Annotated in this window: 20 protein-coding genes; 8 read left to right on the top strand and 12 right to left on the bottom strand. The window is 60.9% G+C overall.

Annotated features, from left to right (window positions below; translation table 11 throughout):
* Nucleotides 1–90: 90 nt before the first annotated feature.
* Nucleotides 91–3138 carry a Ti-type conjugative transfer relaxase TraA gene (gene traA / locus NKI37_RS04415; protein ID WP_352794380.1) on the bottom strand — a complete coding sequence of 1016 codons (3048 nt, stop codon included), beginning with the start codon at nucleotides 3136–3138 and terminating at the stop codon, nucleotides 91–93.
* A 173-nt stretch (nucleotides 3139–3311) separates the two neighbouring features.
* Between traA and NKI37_RS04410 the strand changes: the two genes are divergently transcribed.
* On the top strand, nucleotides 3312–3638 hold the full coding sequence (locus NKI37_RS04410; protein ID WP_023669905.1) for a conjugal transfer protein TraD: 327 nt from the start codon (nucleotides 3312–3314) through the stop codon (nucleotides 3636–3638).
* A gap of 1 nt (nucleotide 3639) precedes the next feature.
* Nucleotides 3640–3888: a conjugal transfer protein TraD gene (locus tag NKI37_RS04405; RefSeq protein ID WP_023669904.1), complete on the top strand. Its 249-nt coding sequence runs from the start codon at nucleotides 3640–3642 to the stop codon at nucleotides 3886–3888.
* Between the two features lie 176 nt (nucleotides 3889–4064).
* Here NKI37_RS04405 and NKI37_RS04400 read toward each other — a convergent pair whose 3' ends face one another.
* The gene (locus tag NKI37_RS04400) at nucleotides 4065–4376 is read right to left on the bottom strand and encodes a DUF736 domain-containing protein (protein ID WP_023669902.1); all 312 of its coding nucleotides are present in this window, start codon (nucleotides 4374–4376) and stop codon (nucleotides 4065–4067) included.
* Between the two features lie 661 nt (nucleotides 4377–5037).
* On the opposite strand from NKI37_RS04400, the gene NKI37_RS04395 reads away from it, so the two are divergent.
* Nucleotides 5038–5184 carry a hypothetical protein gene (locus NKI37_RS04395; protein ID WP_155927107.1) on the top strand — a complete coding sequence of 49 codons (147 nt, stop codon included), beginning with the start codon at nucleotides 5038–5040 and terminating at the stop codon, nucleotides 5182–5184.
* 3 nt (nucleotides 5185–5187) lie between these two features.
* Complete coding sequence (locus NKI37_RS04390; RefSeq protein WP_023696809.1) at nucleotides 5188–5418, top strand: hypothetical protein; 231 nt, start codon at nucleotides 5188–5190, stop codon at nucleotides 5416–5418.
* 281 nt (nucleotides 5419–5699) lie between these two features.
* Here the strand turns inward: NKI37_RS04390 and NKI37_RS04385 are convergent, their stop codons facing one another.
* Nucleotides 5700–5987 (bottom strand): hypothetical protein, encoded by a 288-nt coding sequence (locus tag NKI37_RS04385; protein ID WP_245260592.1) that lies wholly within the window; start codon nucleotides 5985–5987, stop codon nucleotides 5700–5702.
* A gap of 77 nt (nucleotides 5988–6064) precedes the next feature.
* Nucleotides 6065–6202: a YHYH domain-containing protein gene (locus NKI37_RS04380; protein WP_023669898.1), complete on the bottom strand. Its 138-nt coding sequence runs from the start codon at nucleotides 6200–6202 to the stop codon at nucleotides 6065–6067.
* A gap of 97 nt (nucleotides 6203–6299) precedes the next feature.
* On the opposite strand from NKI37_RS04380, the gene NKI37_RS04375 reads away from it, so the two are divergent.
* Nucleotides 6300–6566, top strand: coding sequence for a hypothetical protein (locus NKI37_RS04375; protein WP_155927106.1), 267 nt, complete (start codon nucleotides 6300–6302; stop codon nucleotides 6564–6566).
* A 583-nt stretch (nucleotides 6567–7149) separates the two neighbouring features.
* Here NKI37_RS04375 and NKI37_RS04370 read toward each other — a convergent pair.
* The 5 genes from NKI37_RS04370 to NKI37_RS04350 all read right to left on the bottom strand — a co-directional run bounded on the left by NKI37_RS04370 (nucleotide 7150) and on the right by NKI37_RS04350 (nucleotide 11936).
* Complete coding sequence (locus tag NKI37_RS04370; protein WP_023807252.1) at nucleotides 7150–8493, bottom strand: hemolysin family protein; 1344 nt, start codon at nucleotides 8491–8493, stop codon at nucleotides 7150–7152.
* A 479-nt stretch (nucleotides 8494–8972) separates the two neighbouring features.
* The gene (locus NKI37_RS04365; RefSeq protein ID WP_023807251.1) at nucleotides 8973–9689 is read right to left on the bottom strand and encodes a HoxN/HupN/NixA family nickel/cobalt transporter; all 717 of its coding nucleotides are present in this window, start codon (nucleotides 9687–9689) and stop codon (nucleotides 8973–8975) included.
* Nucleotides 9690–9709: 20 nt separating this feature from the next.
* A complete protein-coding gene (locus NKI37_RS04360; protein WP_155921602.1) occupies nucleotides 9710–10354 on the bottom strand; it encodes a DUF1007 family protein in 645 nt (214 codons plus the stop codon).
* Between the two features lie 87 nt (nucleotides 10355–10441).
* The gene (locus tag NKI37_RS04355) at nucleotides 10442–10969 is read right to left on the bottom strand and encodes a hypothetical protein (protein WP_023685957.1); all 528 of its coding nucleotides are present in this window, start codon (nucleotides 10967–10969) and stop codon (nucleotides 10442–10444) included.
* Nucleotides 10970–11123: 154 nt separating this feature from the next.
* Nucleotides 11124–11936 carry a class I SAM-dependent methyltransferase gene (locus NKI37_RS04350; RefSeq protein WP_050587014.1) on the bottom strand — a complete coding sequence of 271 codons (813 nt, stop codon included), beginning with the start codon at nucleotides 11934–11936 and terminating at the stop codon, nucleotides 11124–11126.
* A gap of 204 nt (nucleotides 11937–12140) precedes the next feature.
* Between NKI37_RS04350 and NKI37_RS04345 the strand changes: the two genes are divergently transcribed.
* Complete coding sequence (locus NKI37_RS04345; RefSeq protein ID WP_023807249.1) at nucleotides 12141–12734, top strand: TetR/AcrR family transcriptional regulator; 594 nt, start codon at nucleotides 12141–12143, stop codon at nucleotides 12732–12734.
* Between the two features lie 229 nt (nucleotides 12735–12963).
* Here NKI37_RS04345 and NKI37_RS04340 read toward each other — a convergent pair whose 3' ends face one another.
* The 3 genes from NKI37_RS04340 to NKI37_RS04330 all read right to left on the bottom strand — a co-directional run bounded on the left by NKI37_RS04340 (nucleotide 12964) and on the right by NKI37_RS04330 (nucleotide 16498).
* Entirely contained in the window at nucleotides 12964–14001 is a 1038-nt protein-coding gene (locus NKI37_RS04340; RefSeq protein ID WP_031198281.1) for a Cj0069 family protein, read from the bottom strand.
* 86 nt (nucleotides 14002–14087) lie between these two features.
* The gene (gene chrA, locus NKI37_RS04335) at nucleotides 14088–15503 is read right to left on the bottom strand and encodes a chromate efflux transporter (protein WP_031192963.1); all 1416 of its coding nucleotides are present in this window, start codon (nucleotides 15501–15503) and stop codon (nucleotides 14088–14090) included.
* Nucleotides 15504–15520: 17 nt separating this feature from the next.
* Nucleotides 15521–16498, bottom strand: coding sequence for a chromate resistance protein ChrB domain-containing protein (locus NKI37_RS04330; protein ID WP_352791645.1), 978 nt, complete (start codon nucleotides 16496–16498; stop codon nucleotides 15521–15523).
* A gap of 570 nt (nucleotides 16499–17068) precedes the next feature.
* On the opposite strand from NKI37_RS04330, the gene NKI37_RS04325 reads away from it, so the two are divergent.
* Both NKI37_RS04325 and NKI37_RS04320 read left to right on the top strand, forming a co-directional pair.
* The gene (locus tag NKI37_RS04325; protein ID WP_023669886.1) at nucleotides 17069–18043 is read left to right on the top strand and encodes a Fe-Mn family superoxide dismutase; all 975 of its coding nucleotides are present in this window, start codon (nucleotides 17069–17071) and stop codon (nucleotides 18041–18043) included.
* Nucleotides 18040–18510: a chromate resistance protein ChrB domain-containing protein gene (locus NKI37_RS04320; RefSeq protein ID WP_023669885.1), complete on the top strand. Its 471-nt coding sequence runs from the start codon at nucleotides 18040–18042 to the stop codon at nucleotides 18508–18510. Before NKI37_RS04325 ends, NKI37_RS04320 begins: the two co-directional genes overlap by 4 nt.
* Nucleotides 18511–18541 lie beyond the last annotated feature (31 nt).

Below are 18541 nucleotides of genomic sequence, written 5' to 3'. Positions count from 1 at the left end.
GGGACAGACAGGACGAACCCATGCCGGAGGCAATCCGATTTTTCGCTTCATCCGCCTGTAGCGTGAAAACGGTGGCAAATCGGAGGGGTGTCAGAGCCCAAGGCCCCGCCCCTTTCCGATGCCATGGCTGAATGCCAGTTCCACACCCAGACGCCGGCCGGATTCGACCTCGATGCCAAGCGCCTTCTTATGATTGGCAAGAATGGATTCAAGCTGCGGATCGCGTTCAAGGCTCTTGGCCATATCGGACATGGCCGAGCGCGTTGACTTGTAGCCGGACATGTCGCCGGCCTGATATTGCTCCCGTCCCGTCCGATCGAGCTTTTGCCAGCGTTCGACGAAACGGTCGGCGCGGCGGCCGGGATCGATGTCCATCCCGGTGCGGATTTCCGTTTCAAGCTGGAGAGCAAGCACGATTCGATTGACGCGGCCGGCACCCGCTTCACGAACCAGCTCGGGATTTTTCACATAAGCCGCTTCAGCATCGCGCCAGCCATACGGCCGCACCTTCTCGAAGGCGCTACGTGCATCCCTCAACTCGCGCATCTGCTCGGGACTGCCCAGCCCATCCGCATCTCCGTTGTGCGATGTCGCGTCGAGAGCGCGTGCGTGACGAACAAGCGCCTTCGTACGAGCGCTTCGCAACGCCGCTTCCGCGTCCACCGGCACATTCGCGGCGCGTGGCACTCCGGTGGCGAGATTTCCTCTGCCGGGCGTCGCGTCTGCATCTCCGATCCGCACCCCAACACTCTCCCTTCCCGGCCCAGGTCCACGTTCCTGCATGGGCTCGCCGTCTGCGGGCGAGCGCAACCCGTCCAGCAATCCGCCGATCCTGTCGCGCAGCTTCTCCGGAACGATCCGACGCACGATCTCGACCACACGCTGTCGGAAGGTGATCCCGCGCCGCTCGGCATAGTGTTGCGCCGGGTCGATCTGCTCGTAATCCGACGCCATGTCCTTGGCGCGGTCCCGTGACAGCGTCCGGACGAGGCGTTCGCGCGTCGCGAAGTCGTCGCCGCCATAATGCAGGTTCATTCCTTCTTGATGCCGCGACAGGGCAACGTAGCTGCCATGTGCATCCATGCCCGTCGTGGCGAGGACATGGGTCCGGTCGACGGTCATGCCCTGCGCCTTGTGAATGGTCGCGGCATAGCCGTGGTCGATGTGCGCGTAGTCTTTCAGGTCGAACCGCACAGACCTGCCATCGTCTGTGCGAACCGTCATGCTTTGTGTGGTGACTTCCTCCACGATGCCGAGCGTGCCGTTCTTGACGCCGAGCCCGCGCTCGTTGCGCAGGAACATGACCCGTTCTCCACTGGCGAAGGCCCTTGCACCGCGTTCGACATTCACCTGAACCTCGTCGCCGAGATCGCCGGCAGCACGCATGCGCTCGCGCGCAGCCTGGTTGAGTGCGCGCACTTCATCGTTTGTGTGGGTGAGGATGATCCGGCTTGCCTCTGGATGCGCCTGCCTGTCGCGATCCCAGCGCTCGACGAGTTCACCTCGCGCCTCATCGCGCGTGGCAGCCTGATGCACCATGCCTTTGGCCTCATAGGCGCTGATCGCGGCGCCGATCCTGCCGGTTGCCAGATCGCGCGTGGCATCACGCTGCCAGTCTTCACGCTGCCTGCGCACCTGACCGATTTCGACGCCGCCATGTCGCTCGTGGATAGAGCGGAACGCAGCGCCCGCTTCGATTGCCTGTAGCTGCTGCGGATCGCCGACGAAGACGACTTTCGCGCCAGCGTCCGCAGCATGGGAAAGCACGCGCTCCAACTGGCGCGTGCCGACCATGCCTGCCTCATCGATCACCAAGACGTCGCGCGTGGTGAGCAGATCCCTGCCCTGTCCCCAGCTATGCTCCATACTGGCGATGGTGCGTGACGAGATACCTGATCCACCTTCCAGATTCTCGGCGGCAATGCCGGAGAGTGCGGCGCCTCGAACCTCGTAGCCTGCGGCTGCCCATGCCTGGCGTGCAACGCCCAGCATGGCGCTCTTTCCCGTTCCGGCAAAGCCGACCACGACACCAAGTCCGCGGCCTTCGGTGATATGCACAAGCGCGTCGGTTTGCTCGCCGGATAGGACAAGCCCGCGTTGCGCAGCCCGCGCCAGAGCTGCCTCGCGAACCACGTCACTCACCGCGTGTCGCTCGTCCAAGTCGATACGCTCCGCCGCGCGGTGAAGGCGCTGTTCGGTCTCGATCATCTGCCCGGTGGTAAAACGGTCTTCGTCGCGTCCGTCCTTGCCGAGTTCGACCAGATCGGGTGCGTTGCTGATGGCTGCCACCACCTCGTTGAACTGCTCCATTCCGTCGCTGTGGCGATGCGAGAACTTCGCAATGTCTTTTCGGGTGAAGGTCGATTGCTGATGCGTGATGGCATCGAGCGCCAGGGATGGATCGGCAATAATGCGCGCACCATTGTTGCGTGCGATCTCGCGATGCAGTTCGGCGCGATCTGCTTCAGTGTCGCCAGCGTCCAGGCCACTGCTCTCGATGCGTTGGGCTGGCGCACCAATCTGCGTCTGCGGCTCCAGGGCAATGCCCTGCGCTTCCAGACTGCGATGATCGATGCGCGCGTCGATGTCGAGTTCGGCCAGACGTTCATTGGCAAGCTCCGCCCACCGCTCGCGCCAGCGCTCAACCATCTGGGTAGCATTCCAGTCTCGAACCTTCGGACCAAATCCGTTCTGGTCCACGGACCGCATGGTCAGCATGACGTGGGCATGCGGTTTGGGGCTGCCATCCTCCGCCCTGTCCCAATGCACATTGAGATCGGCCACCATGCCCCGGCTGACAAACTCGACTTGTACAAAGTCGCGCGCCAGTTCGATGCCTTCCGCCTGGCTGAGTTCGCGCGGGAGCGCAAACTCGACCTCGCGGGCAAGCTGCGCATCCTTGCGGACTTCGAACGCCTCGACATCGTTCCACAGCCGTTCGCGGCCGCGCCAGGCTTCTGGTGCATTCGCAGGCAGCATCACTTCGGAATGGACGACACCACGTTTGGCTGAAAAATCATGGCTGCGTTCGATCCGCTCGTCACGCAATCGCGAAGCCGAGCGGTATGCGGCCGACGCCACGGCGCTTGAGCCTGCCTTGCGGCCAATGACCTTGACGTGAAGATGATAGATCGCCATCGCGACAGGATCATTTGCACGTCAAAGCGCACGTCGGCACGACGTATAAGCGCGCCCTCCCCTCGAAAAAATCTCGGGATGGACCAGCCCGTCCCGGGCTGTCTCGGCGACCCTGAAGCCTTCCGGCAGCCGCTCCCCTATCATCCTCCGACCGACAACCGATGGAGACAGCCATGCGCAAACCGCGGGACTTCGACGCAGAACTTCAAGCCCTGGAAGAAAAAGCGCGAGAGCTCAAAACCAGAAAGGTGCAGCAGCTTGGCGAGCTGGTGATCGCCACCGGCGCCGATCAGCTCAGCGCCGACGAACTGGCGGGCGCACTGGTCGCAATCACTGAGACGAAAGACACGGCAAAGCGTGAGGCATGGGCTAAGCGTGGGGTGATGTTTTTCGAGAGCAGGTCCCGGCGAACTGCTTCGGCATCTCAGCGCAACCCTCGCGGCGCTCCAGCGCAATCGGGCAGCGCGCAATCGCCGGCAGGCGGCACAGGCTCGCAATGACATGAGAACATGGCAGGTGGAGCGTCGCAAACGCACCCGACAGCTGATCGAGCTTGGCGGTCTCGTCCTCAAGGCAGGCATTGTCGAGCTCACCAATGACGATCGCGCAATCATCTACGGCGCGATGCTCTGGATCGCCGCGAAGCTGCAGGGCCATGACGGTAAGCATGCCCGGGAGCTTTTGGCCGCGAAGGGAAAGCAGGCATTCGATGGTGAACGGCGTGAAGAGCAGATGGACTGGCGAACATAGCCACACTCGTGCGGCGGCAGCGGCGACGACTGCGGCGGCCATGAAGTCGCCGCTGAAGAAGGTCCGCAAGGCGCCGGCCAAAGCGTAACGCGCTGCACCTAGCGGACGTGCCAAGTTGTATAGGACCTGAACATGGCAAAGCCCCGCCTTGCGGCGGGGCTTTGTGTTTTGTCGGGTCACTCTGCGGCGCGGCGTGACCAGATGAGCGAGAACTCACCCTCGGTGTCGGTCTCGACCAGGCTCGCATAGATCGGAGCGGGGAAGCTGGGATCGTCGAGCTTGACCGAGTGGTAGTCGCGTCCCTCGCGCGAGGTCTTCTTCCATGCCGCCCCGAACTCGGTGGCGCCAGCGAAGATGCGGAAGTCGGGACCCTTTTCATTTTCGCCATCCGTCGGAGCGAACGTTACCGTCTTGACGTTGAGATTGAGGGTCTTGACCGAGCCGGAGAAGCCGTTCGCGGTGCGGGAGAAAGTGCCGATCGTAGCCATGGTGATGTTCCTTTGTGTTTTCTCGGGCCGCGCCCATCGCGGCCTCGATGGTGGACGTGAGACCGGAAACGATCGGTCTGCATCCCGAAGGGGCTGAAACGAAGTGGAAGACGGCGACGCGAGGCTTTCTTGGACCGTGAGGAATGGACGCGCAGCGGACAGGGGAAGAAAACGCAGCGCCGACGTTGCGAGAAGACGATCGAGACGGAGTGAAACGAAGACGGTCTTCGGTCAGACCCAATCCATTCGAGGACGCCTTGGGCGTGGCCTGGAAAGAATACCCGGAAGGAACGCCACATTGGCTAAGATCAGTCAGGGCCATTGTAGCTTGCGCCCTGCGCTTCTGAATTTCGGTCACAGACCTTCCTCACGCGCCAGGGCGGTGTTGGTCCTACTCCTAACCGGTGAAGAAGGGACGTCCGATTTCCCTAATCTTTGGGCTGAATCGTCATCGCGTTCGGGGCGGCTCCGAAGGCGACCAATTGATTGCTGAGGGCAGCACTTCTAAGCCGACAGATGCCGACGATTTCCTATAGATGCGTCACACCTGATCCTCCACCGCATGGCCGAATGTTCCCGCTGCGGTCACGCCGACGCGCGGTGAGGCATTGCTGGAAGGTCGGATTCACGCCGGGCGTCTGACGCCGAGGTGATGCGCTGCGTGACTTTCCCGATAAGAGTGGTGGAAATTCCCGGTTCGACCATTGGTTTGGAGGTGCATCCCGAGCATCTGCCGAAGCGCTTGATGATCCACAAGCCGATGAAGATCGACGGCAAGGTCGTCTGGCACACAGAGATTTCGAGGTAGGACATGGCCAGGTCGAAAGGTTCGCAGCAATTATCACAGGCTGAAATTGAGCGCTTTGTGACGGCAGCGGAGGCACTGCACTTAAGTATCATCAAGCCGTTTATATCGCCCCATAGCGACCACTACCGGCAGACGCGCGTCCTGCATGAGGTGCTGTTGAAAGCCGTGCGGGAAGTCACCGGGAAGGAAGTGGCGTTCATCCAGTGGAACGGGACAGGGCCGTCCAAGCCGTAGCGTGGCTCTAGCCGTTTTCGCAGCCGATCCCATCGCCGTCGCGTCCAGATCATAGATATCCCTGCCGACAACAGTGACCGGGCCGCGTACATAGGCGGACCATTGCCCTTTCCGGAGGAGCAATCGACGTCGCTGGCGATTGGAACGCAGGCTCCCGCGTAGTTTGGGGCGCACGCGTCTTCGGCATGAGCGCAGCCGATGAAAGATGCCACACCAAAAGCGACCGCGCCTACACGACGGGAAGCCGCCGGCTGGATCCTTATCCGAATCAGCGCTGTATCTCAGTCGTCTATCTCTTCGCCTTCATCGTCTTCGTTCGAACCGCGAGACGGGTCTTCGACGAAGGTTTGGCAGCCCTCATTAAATGGTTGGCTGTTTGAGCTGCAGTCGCTGTCGTTGGAAATCTGATTTTGCTCAGCCCAGTCGTAGCCAGCTTTATGCCCGGAACAATCTTCGGTGCAGTCATTTCCTCCGAAAGTCCCCTGCGCATGACATGGCGTGGCTGATGCCGCCGCAAGCATCAATGTGCCAAGTGGAACAGCCTTCGAATTCTCATCTGCGCCCCCCATGGTGAGCAACGCTGCTATCTAGGCGCCGCGAATATGCCTACTCGCACGAACCCAAATCACGCAATTTGGTCCTGATATCAGTGGCAGTGATACTCGCCAGTCTTGTGGTTGGTATGGCACCCATTGGCATCGGTGCCGCCGCCGTGTGCGAAGGTATCGACCGAAAATGCCAACATGGTCAAAGCCGCCATGGCGGCGAGAATTGTAGATTTCATATCGCCCTCCCAAGATAATTCGGACAGAAGAGCACTATCGTGGAGTTAGCACAACTGGCTGATTGCAAATCACCTACTGGTTAAGTGCCAATCTACAATGTCCAATATTGCTCCCGCGCATCATGATTGGCCGATGAAATGGCGAGCGACGGGCTTAGACACCCAATTGCGCGGCCATCTTTTGCGTGGCCGCCGTTGTCCGGTCAATGCCGCTGGTGATCGACAGCAGATGTCGTTTCGTCGAAAGAAATTCGGAGTCGCTGCAATCGGCCACAGCGCGCTTGAACAGGGCTCGCATGGCGATGAGCGCGACCTCGCCGTTACCAGATCACAGACCAGCGATGCATCTGTCGGCGCAAGTTGATTTGCGACGGCCTTTCGGATCGCAAAGCTTCGCGAACTCGGCTTTCTCAAAGCGGGTCAACGGCGCGGCGGCGGAAAATCAGGGGATTTGGGATTGGTCTTGGCCATGACTTCTGTACACGATTCAAAAATCATTCTTCGCCGCAAAACATTGCCGCATGCCGCATCTGTGGGTTCGTCGACACGCAACCGACATGTCCCTCCGTCGCGCAGTCGCTGTGGTAATGGGGGTGCCACCGCCCCGGCGCCACAACGGCCTGTGGCGAGTGTCGATCAGCCTGGCTGACTCATAGCAGCCCGAATGCCATTGCGGTGAGAAAGGCCACCACTAGCACCACCAGGACCCCAATAATCAGCCAGACGGCGCTCTTGACGTCCATTTAGACCCTCAATTGTCGGTTCCATTGATCACATAGCGCGACGCGAAGACGCTCACCAGCCACTGTGACCTCCAGCGGAGACGCGTCCTGGGAGAACTGACGGGCGTTTGTGGATAGGGACTACTGTGGGAGCGTGGGTTCGAAAAGTGGAAATATTCGCGCGCAAAAGGCCGGCCGGCTTACCGGCCTATCGCGCGGTCAGTCTCAACTCGTTGCCGGCTTGGATGTAGGCGGCTCACGGCGAGCGAGCAGCTTGTCGATCCGCCTTCCATCCATATCGAGGATCTCGAAGCGCCAGCCCTCGTAGTCAAAGTGCTCACCGGCTTCCGGCAAGTGCCCAAGGCGGGACAAGGCGAACCCAGCGATCGTGTGAAAATCCCCTTCGGCAGACCCCGATCGGAATCCTAGGCGAGCGAACGCATCGTGCGCCAGCATCATTCCGTCGATGAGCAAGGACCCGTCATCGCGCTCGATGACATCAGGGTCCTCATTGTCCAAGTCAGGAAGGTCGCCTGCGATGGCTTCGAGCAGATCGGTCTGGGTGACGATCCCCTCCAGAGCGCCATATTCGTCGATGACGATCGCCAGACGCACCGGCGTCCGCTTGAACTGATCGAGTACACGGAAAATCGGCGTTGCCTCGTGAACGATCAAAGGTTCTCGGATGACCGCCATCGGGTCAAGCGTTTTGCCGTCGAGCACCTGGTCGAGAAGGTCCTTCTTCAGAATCATGCCAAGCGGTTCGTCTATCCCCCCACGGCCGACCAGAAGCCGCTCATGGCGACATTGCCGGATGGTGCGCAGAATCTCGTCAGGGATGTCGTCGGTATCGATCCAGTCGATATCGCGTCGCGGTGTCATGATGTCGGCAATGCGCCGATCGCCGATGTTGAAGACACGCTCGACCAGTTCCTGTTGCGTCTGATGAAGGAGCCCTGCCTCCTGGCTTGCCGCCACGAGCAGCTTCAGCTCTTCGGGCGAATGCAAGGACTCCTCGCCTGTGCCCGGACGCAGACCGCACAGACGCAGCACCAGATTGCCGAGACCGTTGAGAACAAGAATCGCCGGCCTGAGCAGGAACAGGAACAGACCGAGAGGGCGGACGACCCGAAGTGCCGTGCTCTCGCTGCGCTGGAGCGCCAGACTTTTCGGCGCTAGTTCACCCAGGACAATGTGTAGCGCGGTTATGATGATGAAGGCGATTGCGACGGCAATGGTGTGCGAAGCTGCCGTGGCCAGCGACCCCATCACTCCCAAGAGGAGTGGCTCGATCAGATGAGCGAGTGCAGGCTCGCCGACCCAACCGAGCGCCAGCGATGAGATGGTGATGCCGAGCTGAGTTGCTGCAAGGTTCGCATCGAGATTCACCAAAGCCCGTTGAAGGAGGCTGGCGTTCGAGCGTCCAGCTGTAGCCAATTCGTCGACGCGGCTTCGTCTAACCGCGACCAGCGCAAATTCGGCGGCGACAAAGAAACCGTTGGCGCCTACGAGTAGGAGAACCAACAGAATTCCAAGAATGTCGCGTAGACTACCATCGTCCGCAGGCATGATATCCTCTTTATGAAACAGCCACTCTCATCTCTCAAGCGCGTATGCCGCCGTCGTGGAACCGCCGTTGGCCATCATTGCGGAGCGATCACCGCAGCTCCGCCTCTGACAAAGGGGCAAGATAGCCAAATCCGCGCTGAGTATCCTACCCCCGCAAAAAATCCGCCGGCGCGAACCGGCGGGCCAGAAATCGGATAGAAAAAGAACCGGTCATGCCGGCCGAACTAAATGTGGCGTCTGGGTAGTCGAAGTCAATGGACCCGCCGCGTAGAGATCGCCTTTGATCCAGTGATTTAGCAATATCACCCCGATGCCGGCGAGGATCGCCAGCGCTATCATCCAAATGATCTTCTGACGGTCGCTCAATGTTCTAAACCCAAACCCGAACCGCGCGTGCCGGCACTTAATGGCACGACGTCGTTAATTGCAATGTGATCCCTATGAGAATCGCTGTGGCCTTAGCGGTCGGTCAAACTTTCTCATTTCGACGAGATTTGCCAGACAGCCACGCCAGTAAGAATAAGGCCGGCGGTACCTTCCATAGTTCGCGATATCACATCGAACAGGCGCGGCCGACGGTCGAAGAAATGCACCAGCCGTTCCCGAAACAGGATCGACAGAACTGCCACGCAAGACAACGTCAGTGCCACGCCGGCCATCATGGTGATTGCAAAGAGTATGCCCGCGACCGGAACACCTCTTGAGATCGCGAAGGTCATCGCGAAGAGCGTCAATGGACATGGGATCAGGCCGGCCATGACGCCCACAACCTCGCCTTCATGCTGATGGTGATGACCGTGGCTGAGCGCCCGCCAAAGCATCCACAGACCAATTAACCCGAGCAGGCCACGACTGACATCCTCCAAAAGCGGCGCCCGGCCGACGCTGCCCAGCGCAATCGAGACCAATGGCAACGAGAGGGCTGCAATCACAACGGCAATCGTGACATGGGTGAAGGAGAGTGTCAGCGACACCAGTAGGCCGCGACGGATGCTGGCATCCGATCCGGCCAAATAGGTAGCCAGCACGGCTTTGCTGTGTCCGGGTGTCAAAGCATGCGCAGCTCCGAACAGGACACCCATCGGCAGGAAGGCAGTGAACGCCAGCCAGTCGCCCCCGGCTGACAGCAATTTGATCTGTTCGGCGAGCGCCAAGTATATCGTGCGTTGAAACTCGACCAGGGTTTGGAAAAACACGTTCTATCCGTTCCGCCGCTTCAACTGCACGTCAATTCAAGGCGTGTCGCGAATATCTTGCCGAGATCGGTTCCGGTCGGATCGCTGAAGAAGGCATCCGTCAATTTCGTCTGATTCTGTGCGATTGCGGTATTCGGATCGGGGCGGACGACGGCCCTCGTGCAATCTTTGGGTAGGCCAGCCACGGCGATCTTATCGTCATCGGTGAAATCGATCGCGGTGTAGAAGGTCGGATCGTAGACGCCGATGCTCACCTTGCCGGCGAGCGCCAACGTGTCTTTCGGCTGCGTCTCGAATTGGATGACGAGTTGATTGTTCTCGTAGCTAGTGACCAGCCTCGCCGGCGGCGTCATCGCCACGTCCTTGCCTTCCACAGTGACCATTTGGAAATAATTGTATTCTTCCAGTGAGGCATGGATGGTGAGGGCGGCGGCGTCGAGTTCTTCGGCGTCGAGAGTAAGGTCGGAATTCTTGTCGAACTCCATCAGCACCGTCGAGGAGAAGAGCTCGTCGAACCGCCAGAGATGCTTGAGCGACTTGACCGACTTGTCAGCGCCAACCGTTAGGTCCAAACGGGCTTCCGCGAAGACATGAGGATGAGCGCCGACCGCGACGGTGGAGGCGAGCAGGAGCGCCATGCCAAAAATCGTGCTGGTCAGTCGCATTTGCGCTCGCTTTCTCGTCATTGCGTGCCAACCGAGTGATCTGGCAGCGCAAGCAGGCTAAATTGGGACGCGGCCCGCGAAGCCTTTTCAATCATCGACGATCGAACTTGCTATGATGGCGTTCGCTGTGCCCCGAACGGCTGGCGACGTCAAATGCACGAGCTGCTTGCGATTGCCCGCGATCAGTATGAACAGCCGGGAAACCTGCCTGCCCTTCCTCTCCTCGCCGATTTTTTCGGCGTCGGTGCGGTGGAAGAACCGTTTTTCAAACTCGGCGCGGTCGACATCGAAAAGCTTGAGCGAGCAGGTCTGGACGGACCTGCCGTCCATGGTCGCCCTGGTCACCGCGACCATCGTTCCGGCCGGAAGGTCGTCGCCGGTGACCTGCCATCCGCGGAACGCCTTCATGGCATCCACAGGAGCAAGTGCCGCGCCGTCGACGAGCGGCGTCCATCCGCGCGTCTTTGCCAATGTCGCGGTTCGCTCGAAGTCGGGGCCGTGCGCCAGGCATGTCGCGTGGAAGGCATCCAGCGCCCGGTCGACGCCATCGGCATGCGCAAGCGGTGATGCCAACCATGCGGCCGCAAGCGTCAAGGACAAGTAGGTCTTGGGCATTCGGTAGACTCGCGTATCGAAGCAGGCCGGGATAGCCAATCGGCAAGATAGCGCCGCGGCGGCTACGCACGCAATGCAGCGCGGCCCGCGACTACCGGCCCGCGCGTCTTCCTGGCGGCGGCGCGCCCGGTCCGGTCGCCGCGGCATGCCGCGCTCAGGCAGGCAGGATCTTGTCCGTGGTCGCGCGCACATAATCGAGGTTCATGGTCCCGACGGCGCCGGTATCGTCGACCCTGAAGCCTGTCTCGACCAGTAGAGTTCCGACCGCATTCATGTCGATATGCCCGTGCCGATGGAGCCTCGGCAATCTGGATTCGTGCAGCGGCCTTCCGAAGTCGATCAGCAGCAGTCGGCCTCCCGGCTTCAGAACCCGCTCCGCTTCACGGAAGAAGGTCGATCGGTCGGGTTTCGGCAGGTGATGCAGCATGAGCGTACCGATCACGATGTCGAATTGGCCATCCTCGAAGGGAAGTTCCTGGGCCGTCGCCTGGACGAAGGTAAGATCAACGCCGGCTCGCGTAGCCTTGACGCGCGCCCTCTCGACCATTTCGACCGATGCGTCGACGCCCGTGACGCGTCCGACCGCTCCGACCAACCGTCTCGCGGCTATGGCAAGCGTGCCCGTACCGCAGGCGACATCGAGCATCGCCTCGCCGGGCTGGAGCCTTGCCAGACGCAGCATGAATTCACGGAACCGGTCCTCGCGGCCCCAAGTCAGGACGCGCGCAAGCAGGTCATAGCCGACCGCCCTATGCAGGACGATGCCAATGCCCCTTTCGCCGGCGCCATGCGCGCCGGCAGTCCGCATGTGATGGAAGCCGCCCCAGAGTGCGAATGCCGCGACCGCAGCGAGGATGAGGCCGTGGACTGCAGCCGTCCAAGCACCGGCATTGAGATAGCCGTCCCCGAAATGAAGCATTAGCAGAAAACCGGCGACCAGCGACAGTTTGACGAGCACGGCAAGCATAATAACACCCTTTCGCGAATGCTGTCCGTTTCCAGCCCGATGACCAAATTGGTGCATTTCCTTTTGCCTCCTCGTCCGTTTCCGGAGTGCTCAAGGCATTCTTGAGCTTCTGGACTCGGCGTATCATACTGGACAGATTGTCCATTAGCGCTGTTGCTGGACAACGGACCGCTGAACGTCCCAAACCGCACGGTGGAAAGAGCAATGACCATTAAAATCGAGCGGCCCGACGACAGGGGTACGATCGACCGTCGTGTCGCGCGCACGCGCGCCATGCTGCAGGACGCGCTGATTGCCCTGATCCCAGAGTGCGGCTATGCGGCTCTCACCGTGGAAGACATCTGCCAGAAAGCTGATGTCGGCAGGTCGACCTTCTATACGCACTATGCCGGCAAGGACGAATTGCGCAGCGCGGCCCTTGAGGCGCATCTGCTGTCGCTGAGCAGGCGCGTGTCGGCAGACGAAAAGACAGGCAATCGCCTGTTCGAATTCAGCCTGCCGATGTTCGAGCACGCGCGGGCGTTCCGGTCGCTTCACAAAGCGCTACTTGCGAGTAGCGGCGACACGATCCACGATCAATTGCGTGAACGCATACGGCGCGCAGTGCGAACCGAACTGTCTGGCAAGCGGATCGGCGACGCGGGCGTGCCGCTGGAATTCGTCGTCCAGTTCATATCGGGAGCCTTTCTCTCGGTGCTTGCCTGGTGGATCGCCGAGGACTCCAGCCTATCGCCGGCCCAGGTCGACGACCTGTTCCAGCGGATGGCGGGTTCAGCTCTTCCGGGGCGGTCACCCTAGCAAGACCTTCCAAATCCAGATCTCGCGCCGGTTGAGGCTAACGTTCCTCGGGCGGCCGAATCTTGCGAAACGTTATGAGCAAAGGATTTCGTAGATGGTGTTCAAGCCACCGGCGACGAGAATTGGTCAGCCGAAACCGGAAACGGCAAGCAGGGGTCCGGCGACCATCGGACTGACCGCCGAACCGCGTTCGGCCAGAGCCCCACTCGGACCGCCAATCTTCGTCGATTCAAAATCGCATGGCAACGAGTCGAGCTATTTCGGCCGGCGCTTGATCGGGGATGGCAAAGACCGAGCTGACGTTGATCTCACAAAGCGCATACGTGTCTTCACCTGACACAGTCCGTGGTCCGTAGAGAAAATCGGCATCCCAAATGATCGGCAGCGACCTGGCATCGACGCCTAGCACAGCCATCATTTGCGGCGTCCACCCGGTTTCCATATTGGTCCGCAGCGACTGAAACGGTTCGGCCGTGGCGGGATGCATTATCCGCGGCCCTGGTTGCGCAGCCTCGGAATCTGGCCCTTCAGGAGGTGGTGGGATTAGGGCCTTGATGAACTGGTGGCCAAAGCCGACCACCTTGTCGGCGCCCATGTAACAGCGGATCATCCCGTCGGGTAAACGCGGTTGGAATGGCTGATCCACGATGCAGCCATCGGGTGTCAAATACACCTCGCAGCGCGCCAGGAAATCCGGCAGTGCGAGTTCTTCCGGCATACTGCCGCGTCGCGCGTGCAGCACCCGAACCGCCGGCTCTCCGCCAGGAAGCGAACCGATCAGCTCGACCTTCCATACTCCCTGGCCGCCATTGCCGCGGTTCTGCTTCAGCACCCGTGGACCGGCCGTCCGAAGCCGCTCCGGAAACGCCTCGCGAAAAGCCTCGGCGGAGCCGTAGAGGTAAGTATCGGTTCCCCATCCGAGATGCTTCGTACGGTGCAGAACTTCCTTCACGCCCATTTTCAGGATCACGTCTGGATGTGCACTCACCCAGGGGCCGCGTGCCGCCACGTCGCGCAGCAGCGGGTCGAGCACCGCACGGGTTTTTCCCTCGTGCAAGGGATCGACCCAGACCAGCACGCCGTCCGTCGCCAGGAGCTGGGTCCGAACCTCCTCGGCAAACTCTTCGTCATAAACGGCCGGTTCGGCGTGAACACCGATCGCAGCGAGTTCCTCGAACACGCGATGAAACCGGTTGTTCTGCGGTGTCGCCGTGCGACGCGCCTCCCGGTCACCGCGCCAGACCACAGCCACTCGCCTCGTGCCCATTATACCTCGCCTCCTACTTGCTCGCCCATCAGGCAGCCCCGATACGAAATAGACTGCGATGCTCGCATCCGAGCAGAAAGATCGCCCTAGACCGAGCCCGCCGCGACGCCGAAAAGCACCCCCAGGATCGAACATGCCGCTAGCACCGGGATCACGCCGACCTTGAAGCGGAATACCGCCAGCATCGCACCGAGGGTCAGTACGAGAGACGGAATGTTGAGGGAACCGAGGACTGGCACGTCGAGCCTCATGCCCAGCAAGCCGATCTCATGCAAATCGCGAAACAGGACATGAAGCGCGAACCACACCGCGAGGTTCAGGATCACTCCAACCACCGCTGCCGTGATGGTCGACAGTGCGGCTGACAGGGCCTTGTTGCTGCGCATCGTCTCTATGTACGGCGCGCCGAGAAATATCCACAGGAAGCACGGGACGAAGGTCACCCACGTCGTCAGAAGGCCGCCGAGCGTTCCAGCGACCAACGCGTTAAGAACCCCCGGCTCCCGGAATGCTCCCATGAAACCAACGAATTGAGTGACCATGATCAGCGGACCCGGCGTTGTTTCGGCCATGCCGAGGCCATCCAGCATTTCTCCAGGCTTCAGCCAGCCATAGTGCTCGACTCCTTGCTGGGCGACATAGGCAAGCACCGCATAGGCCCCGCCGAACGTCACCACCGCCATCTTGGAAAAGAAGATGGCGATGTCGGTGAAGACATTGCCTTGCCCAAGAAACAGCAACAAGAAAAGGACCGGAACGAACCATAGCAGCAGAAACACCGCCGCAATCTTCAGCGACCATTCGATGGATGGCCGGGCATGCGCCGGCATCCCTTCGCCAAGCGCCGAGTCGACATCATCGACCTGCTTGCCACCAAGCTTGCCATGTCCATTGCCTGGCTGGAATGCGGCCCAACCCATCTTGCCCCCGACGTAGCCGATCACGGCCGCAACCAGGATGACCAGCGGGAACGGTGCATGGAAGAAGAACAGGGCGATGAAGGCTGCCGCAGCGAGGCCGACCATCACATTGTTCCTGAGCGCCCTCCTGCCGATCCGCAGGACCGCTTCGAGCACGATGGCCAGAACCGCCGCCTTCAGGCCGAAGAAGAGCGCCTGGATAGCGCCAACGTTGCCGAAGATGGCGTAGATCCAGCTCAGGACCATGATGGCGACCGCGCCTGGCAGCACGAACAGGATTCCCGCGACGAGGCCGCCTTTGGTCTTGTGCATGAGCCAGCCAATATAGATGGCCAATTGCTGCGCCTCCGGACCGGGCAGCAGCGTGCAGTAGTTGAGCGCATGCAGGAATCTCGTCTCGCCGATCCAGCGCTTTTCCTCAACGACGATCCGATGCATCATGGCGATCTGGCCGGCCGGGCCGCCGAAGCTGAGCATTGCAACGCGGGCCCATACTCGCATGGCGTCCGCAAACGAAATGTCATGGTCGTGGGTTTCGGCCAGAGATGGCGGCGTCGTGACGGACTGCTCCAGATTGGCCATAGTTTGAGTCCCTGCGGTCATCCGCGTTTCTTGCGGAAATACTGATAGAGGTTGTCGAAGACAGGAGCGCCCTGCGCGATCCGCTGTTCGTCGCTCTCGTTCGCCATGGCGATGCCTGCAATCAGACTGGCAATCCCAGTCGCCTCCTCGCGACCGAACTTGTTGTCCTTGAGGTCGATGTCATGGACGATCTCGGCGATGGCCTGGAGTGCCGGATCATTGATGCCGGCGCGGGTAAGCAGAACTTCGAAGCTGCAGCGATCGCCCTCATGGGTGATTTCGCCTTCGAACATGTCGAAGCGCAATTCCCCCTCCTTTGGCACGTATCCCTTGCCCGCCACGAAGCGGATCGTTGCATCGGCATCGATGAACCGGCGGATCAGCCAACTGCAGGCGATGCGGTCGACATGCACGTCCCGGCGCGTGACCCAGATTCGGCCCTTGAGCTCGCTCGGCTCGGCGGTCTTCTTCGGTTCCTTGGTCATGGCCTTGTCCTCTGTAAGCTGTGTTTCAAGTTCGGCGATCAGTCCCTCGATCGTGAGGCGACCGCTGGCACCAAAAAAGTCGATCATCACCACTTCAGTGAGCCGCTTGCGCAAGCGACCAAGTTGCGGACGCGCTTCTGCGTGTTTTTCCGATGTCGCGTCGGCCCCAATCGCTGCAGCCAGCTCGCGCGCTTCCCCAGCGATCTCCGCATAGTCGGCATCACGGGCCGCGTCGAACATCGCCCGCACCTGCGCGTCCGACAGACCGTCGACAAGGCGCGCCTCGCAAATCATGGCCTCGCCGCCGCCGGCGACGATCTCCTTCAGAAGCCATTCGAAATCCTCCTGCATCTCGGCATTGGCCGGCAGGGCGTAAACGGTGCTTTTGACTGCGACCGCGCCGATGCCTTGCAACCGTCGCCAGATCTTCACCCGGAAATAGGCGGGCTTGCTTGGCAGCTGATAAATCAGGAGCAGCCAGCGCTGCTCCTGCGATTGCCCCTCACTCATAAGTGAACCGTATCATGGACTGAATTAGATGCAACACTTGTATCATGGCTCATGCGCAAACCATACTAAATGGCCAAGATCCGCAGAGACACCATACTTCAATGCGGGCGAAGCTCATCGTCGGTTGTCGAAGCGCCCCAGCGCACTTCCGGGCGAAGAAAGAAAGCTCATGTGGCGCCCCTCGAACGTCGTCCGGCAGGAATGGAGGCCCCGGAAGTAATGGCGACGGCACCTTCGTGTACACAGTCACGGACAATCGCATCACACGCCTCGCCATCAAGGCTGGTGTCACCGACAACGGTCGCGTCGAGGTGACCGCGGGCCTTTCGGAAGCGACATCGGTGGTGGCAACCACCCAAGGCGTGCCGCCCCTGAGGACTGCGGTTCAGCCGCAGATGGTTCGCTCCTCGTCCTTGGTGGAATACCCGGCGCAGCTGGGATCGATTCCCTCTCGCCCATAAGTGACCCGTATCAAACGCCTGAGCAAGATGCAACACTTGTATCATTTCTCGTTTGGGCATAACGTGCGCCTGCTCACGGATGGGCCGTGCCACCGAGCGAGGAAATCCAATGCCGCACCAGATCATGCCGCTGCCGTTCAAGCCGCCCAGGCTCGTCGGACTGTCCGAACGCCTGCTGGCCAGCCATTATGAAAACAATTACGGCGGTGCGGTTCGCCGCCTCAACGCTATCGAACAGCGGCTCGATGAACTCGACTGGGGCGCAGCACCCGTCTTCGACATCAACGGGTTGAAGCGCGAAGAGCTGGTCGCGGCAAATTCGGCGATCCTGCACGAGATCTATTTCGATGGGCTCGGTGGTTCCGGCGATGCCGGAGGCGATCTTGCCGCAGCACTGGAGCGCGACTTCGGCAGCGTGGCGGCATGGCGCGCCAAGTTCATGGCTTGTGCTAAGGCGCAGGCCGGAGGCTCGGGATGGACGCTGCTGACCTGGTCGGAGCGCCGCGATCGGCTGACGATTCAATGGGCGGCGGATCACACCAATTGTCTCGCCGGCGGCATGCCGATCCTCGCGCTCGACATGTACGAACATGCCTACCACCTCGATTTTGGCGCCAAGGCTGGCGCCTATGTCGACGCGTTCATGAAGAACATCCATTGGGAGCGGGTTGCCGCCCGCCACCGGCGGGCTGTCGCGCAGCGCGATCCTTCAACAGGACCTGCATCGGACAATAAGGTTCCAACTGTTGCGCCAGAAGAACTGCGGGCCCGACTCGACCAGGGCGAAGATCTGGTCGTGCTCGACGTCTGCCTGGCCGACGATCTGGCAAAACGCAGCGATATGCTGCCGGGCGCCAAGCTCCGCGCTCCCGAGACCATTGCCGATTGGGCCGATGAACTGCCGAGGGACAGGCCTGTCATCGTCTATTGCGTCTACGGCTTCCAGGTCAGCGGCGACGCAGTCGCCGAACTGCGTCGCCGCGGCGTCGATGCAACGGCGCTCTCAGGCGGCATCGCCGCCTGGCACGCCATCGGCGCGCCAACCGTCCCTCTGGTGATGAGCGAAGAAAGGATTGCGTCATGAAATGGGTTACCCGTGAACGCCCGGTCATCGACCGCATCGCCTGCCCCTGGCTGATTGCACGCTTCATCGACAAGGAACCTGATTTCCTGTTCGCGGCACCTGATCAGGTGATCCGTGTTGCCCAGGAAGCGGGCGCGACACCCTACGACGTGCCCGGCGTCGAATTCACCCATGTCGGCGACGGTTGCAGCTTCGACACCTTCGTCTCGAAATTCGGCCTCGATCGCGACCCGGCGATCGTGACCATTGCCGCGATCGTGCGCGGCGCCGACACGGATCGGCACGATCTCACGCCACAGTCTGCAGGACTGCTCGCGATCTCCATGGGGCTGCGGGACGTGACGCCCGACGACCACGAGATCCTGAAGCACGGCTTCGTCATTTACGATGCGCTTTATGCCTGGGCCTCACGACGCAAGGCGGAGACCCATAGCTGGCCACCCGTCACGAAGCCGGCGGCGGCCTGAAGTAGCGGGCAACGAGGGCAGATCAAGTCGG

Origin of the sequence: Mesorhizobium sp. M0626, assembly GCF_040320665.1 — a bacterium.
GTDB lineage: Bacteria > Pseudomonadota > Alphaproteobacteria > Rhizobiales > Rhizobiaceae > Mesorhizobium.
This window is presented reverse-complemented; position numbering and strand designations above follow the sequence as displayed.

Bases quoted from the DNA above. Each gene is read 5' to 3' on its own strand.
- NKI37_RS04340 (WP_031198281.1), bottom strand. From the start codon at position 14,001: ATGGGCACGAGGCGAGTGGCTGTGGTCTGGCGCGGTGACCGGGAGGCG.
- chrA (WP_031192963.1), bottom strand. From the start codon at position 15,503: ATGGCCAATCTGGAGCAGTCCGTCACGACGCCGCCATCTCTGGCCGAA.
- NKI37_RS04345 (WP_023807249.1), top strand. From the start codon at position 12,141: ATGACCATTAAAATCGAGCGGCCCGACGACAGGGGTACGATCGACCGT.
- NKI37_RS04330 (WP_352791645.1), bottom strand. From the start codon at position 16,498: ATGAGTGAGGGGCAATCGCAGGAGCAGCGCTGGCTGCTCCTGATTTAT.
- NKI37_RS04355 (WP_023685957.1), bottom strand. From the start codon at position 10,969: ATGCCCAAGACCTACTTGTCCTTGACGCTTGCGGCCGCATGGTTGGCA.
- NKI37_RS04405 (WP_023669904.1), top strand. From the start codon at position 3,640: ATGAGAACATGGCAGGTGGAGCGTCGCAAACGCACCCGACAGCTGATC.
- NKI37_RS04390 (WP_023696809.1), top strand. From the start codon at position 5,188: ATGGCCAGGTCGAAAGGTTCGCAGCAATTATCACAGGCTGAAATTGAG.
- NKI37_RS04375 (WP_155927106.1), top strand. From the start codon at position 6,300: ATGTCCAATATTGCTCCCGCGCATCATGATTGGCCGATGAAATGGCGA.
- NKI37_RS04320 (WP_023669885.1), top strand. From the start codon at position 18,040: ATGAAATGGGTTACCCGTGAACGCCCGGTCATCGACCGCATCGCCTGC.
- NKI37_RS04370 (WP_023807252.1), bottom strand. From the start codon at position 8,493: ATGCCTGCGGACGATGGTAGTCTACGCGACATTCTTGGAATTCTGTTG.
- NKI37_RS04385 (WP_245260592.1), bottom strand. From the start codon at position 5,987: ATGGGGGGCGCAGATGAGAATTCGAAGGCTGTTCCACTTGGCACATTG.
- NKI37_RS04360 (WP_155921602.1), bottom strand. From the start codon at position 10,354: ATGCGACTGACCAGCACGATTTTTGGCATGGCGCTCCTGCTCGCCTCC.
- NKI37_RS04400 (WP_023669902.1), bottom strand. From the start codon at position 4,376: ATGGCTACGATCGGCACTTTCTCCCGCACCGCGAACGGCTTCTCCGGC.
- NKI37_RS04325 (WP_023669886.1), top strand. From the start codon at position 17,069: ATGCCGCACCAGATCATGCCGCTGCCGTTCAAGCCGCCCAGGCTCGTC.
- traA (WP_352794380.1), bottom strand. From the start codon at position 3,138: ATGGCGATCTATCATCTTCACGTCAAGGTCATTGGCCGCAAGGCAGGC.
- NKI37_RS04380 (WP_023669898.1), bottom strand. From the start codon at position 6,202: ATGAAATCTACAATTCTCGCCGCCATGGCGGCTTTGACCATGTTGGCA.
- NKI37_RS04350 (WP_050587014.1), bottom strand. From the start codon at position 11,936: ATGCTTGCCGTGCTCGTCAAACTGTCGCTGGTCGCCGGTTTTCTGCTA.
- NKI37_RS04410 (WP_023669905.1), top strand. From the start codon at position 3,312: ATGCGCAAACCGCGGGACTTCGACGCAGAACTTCAAGCCCTGGAAGAA.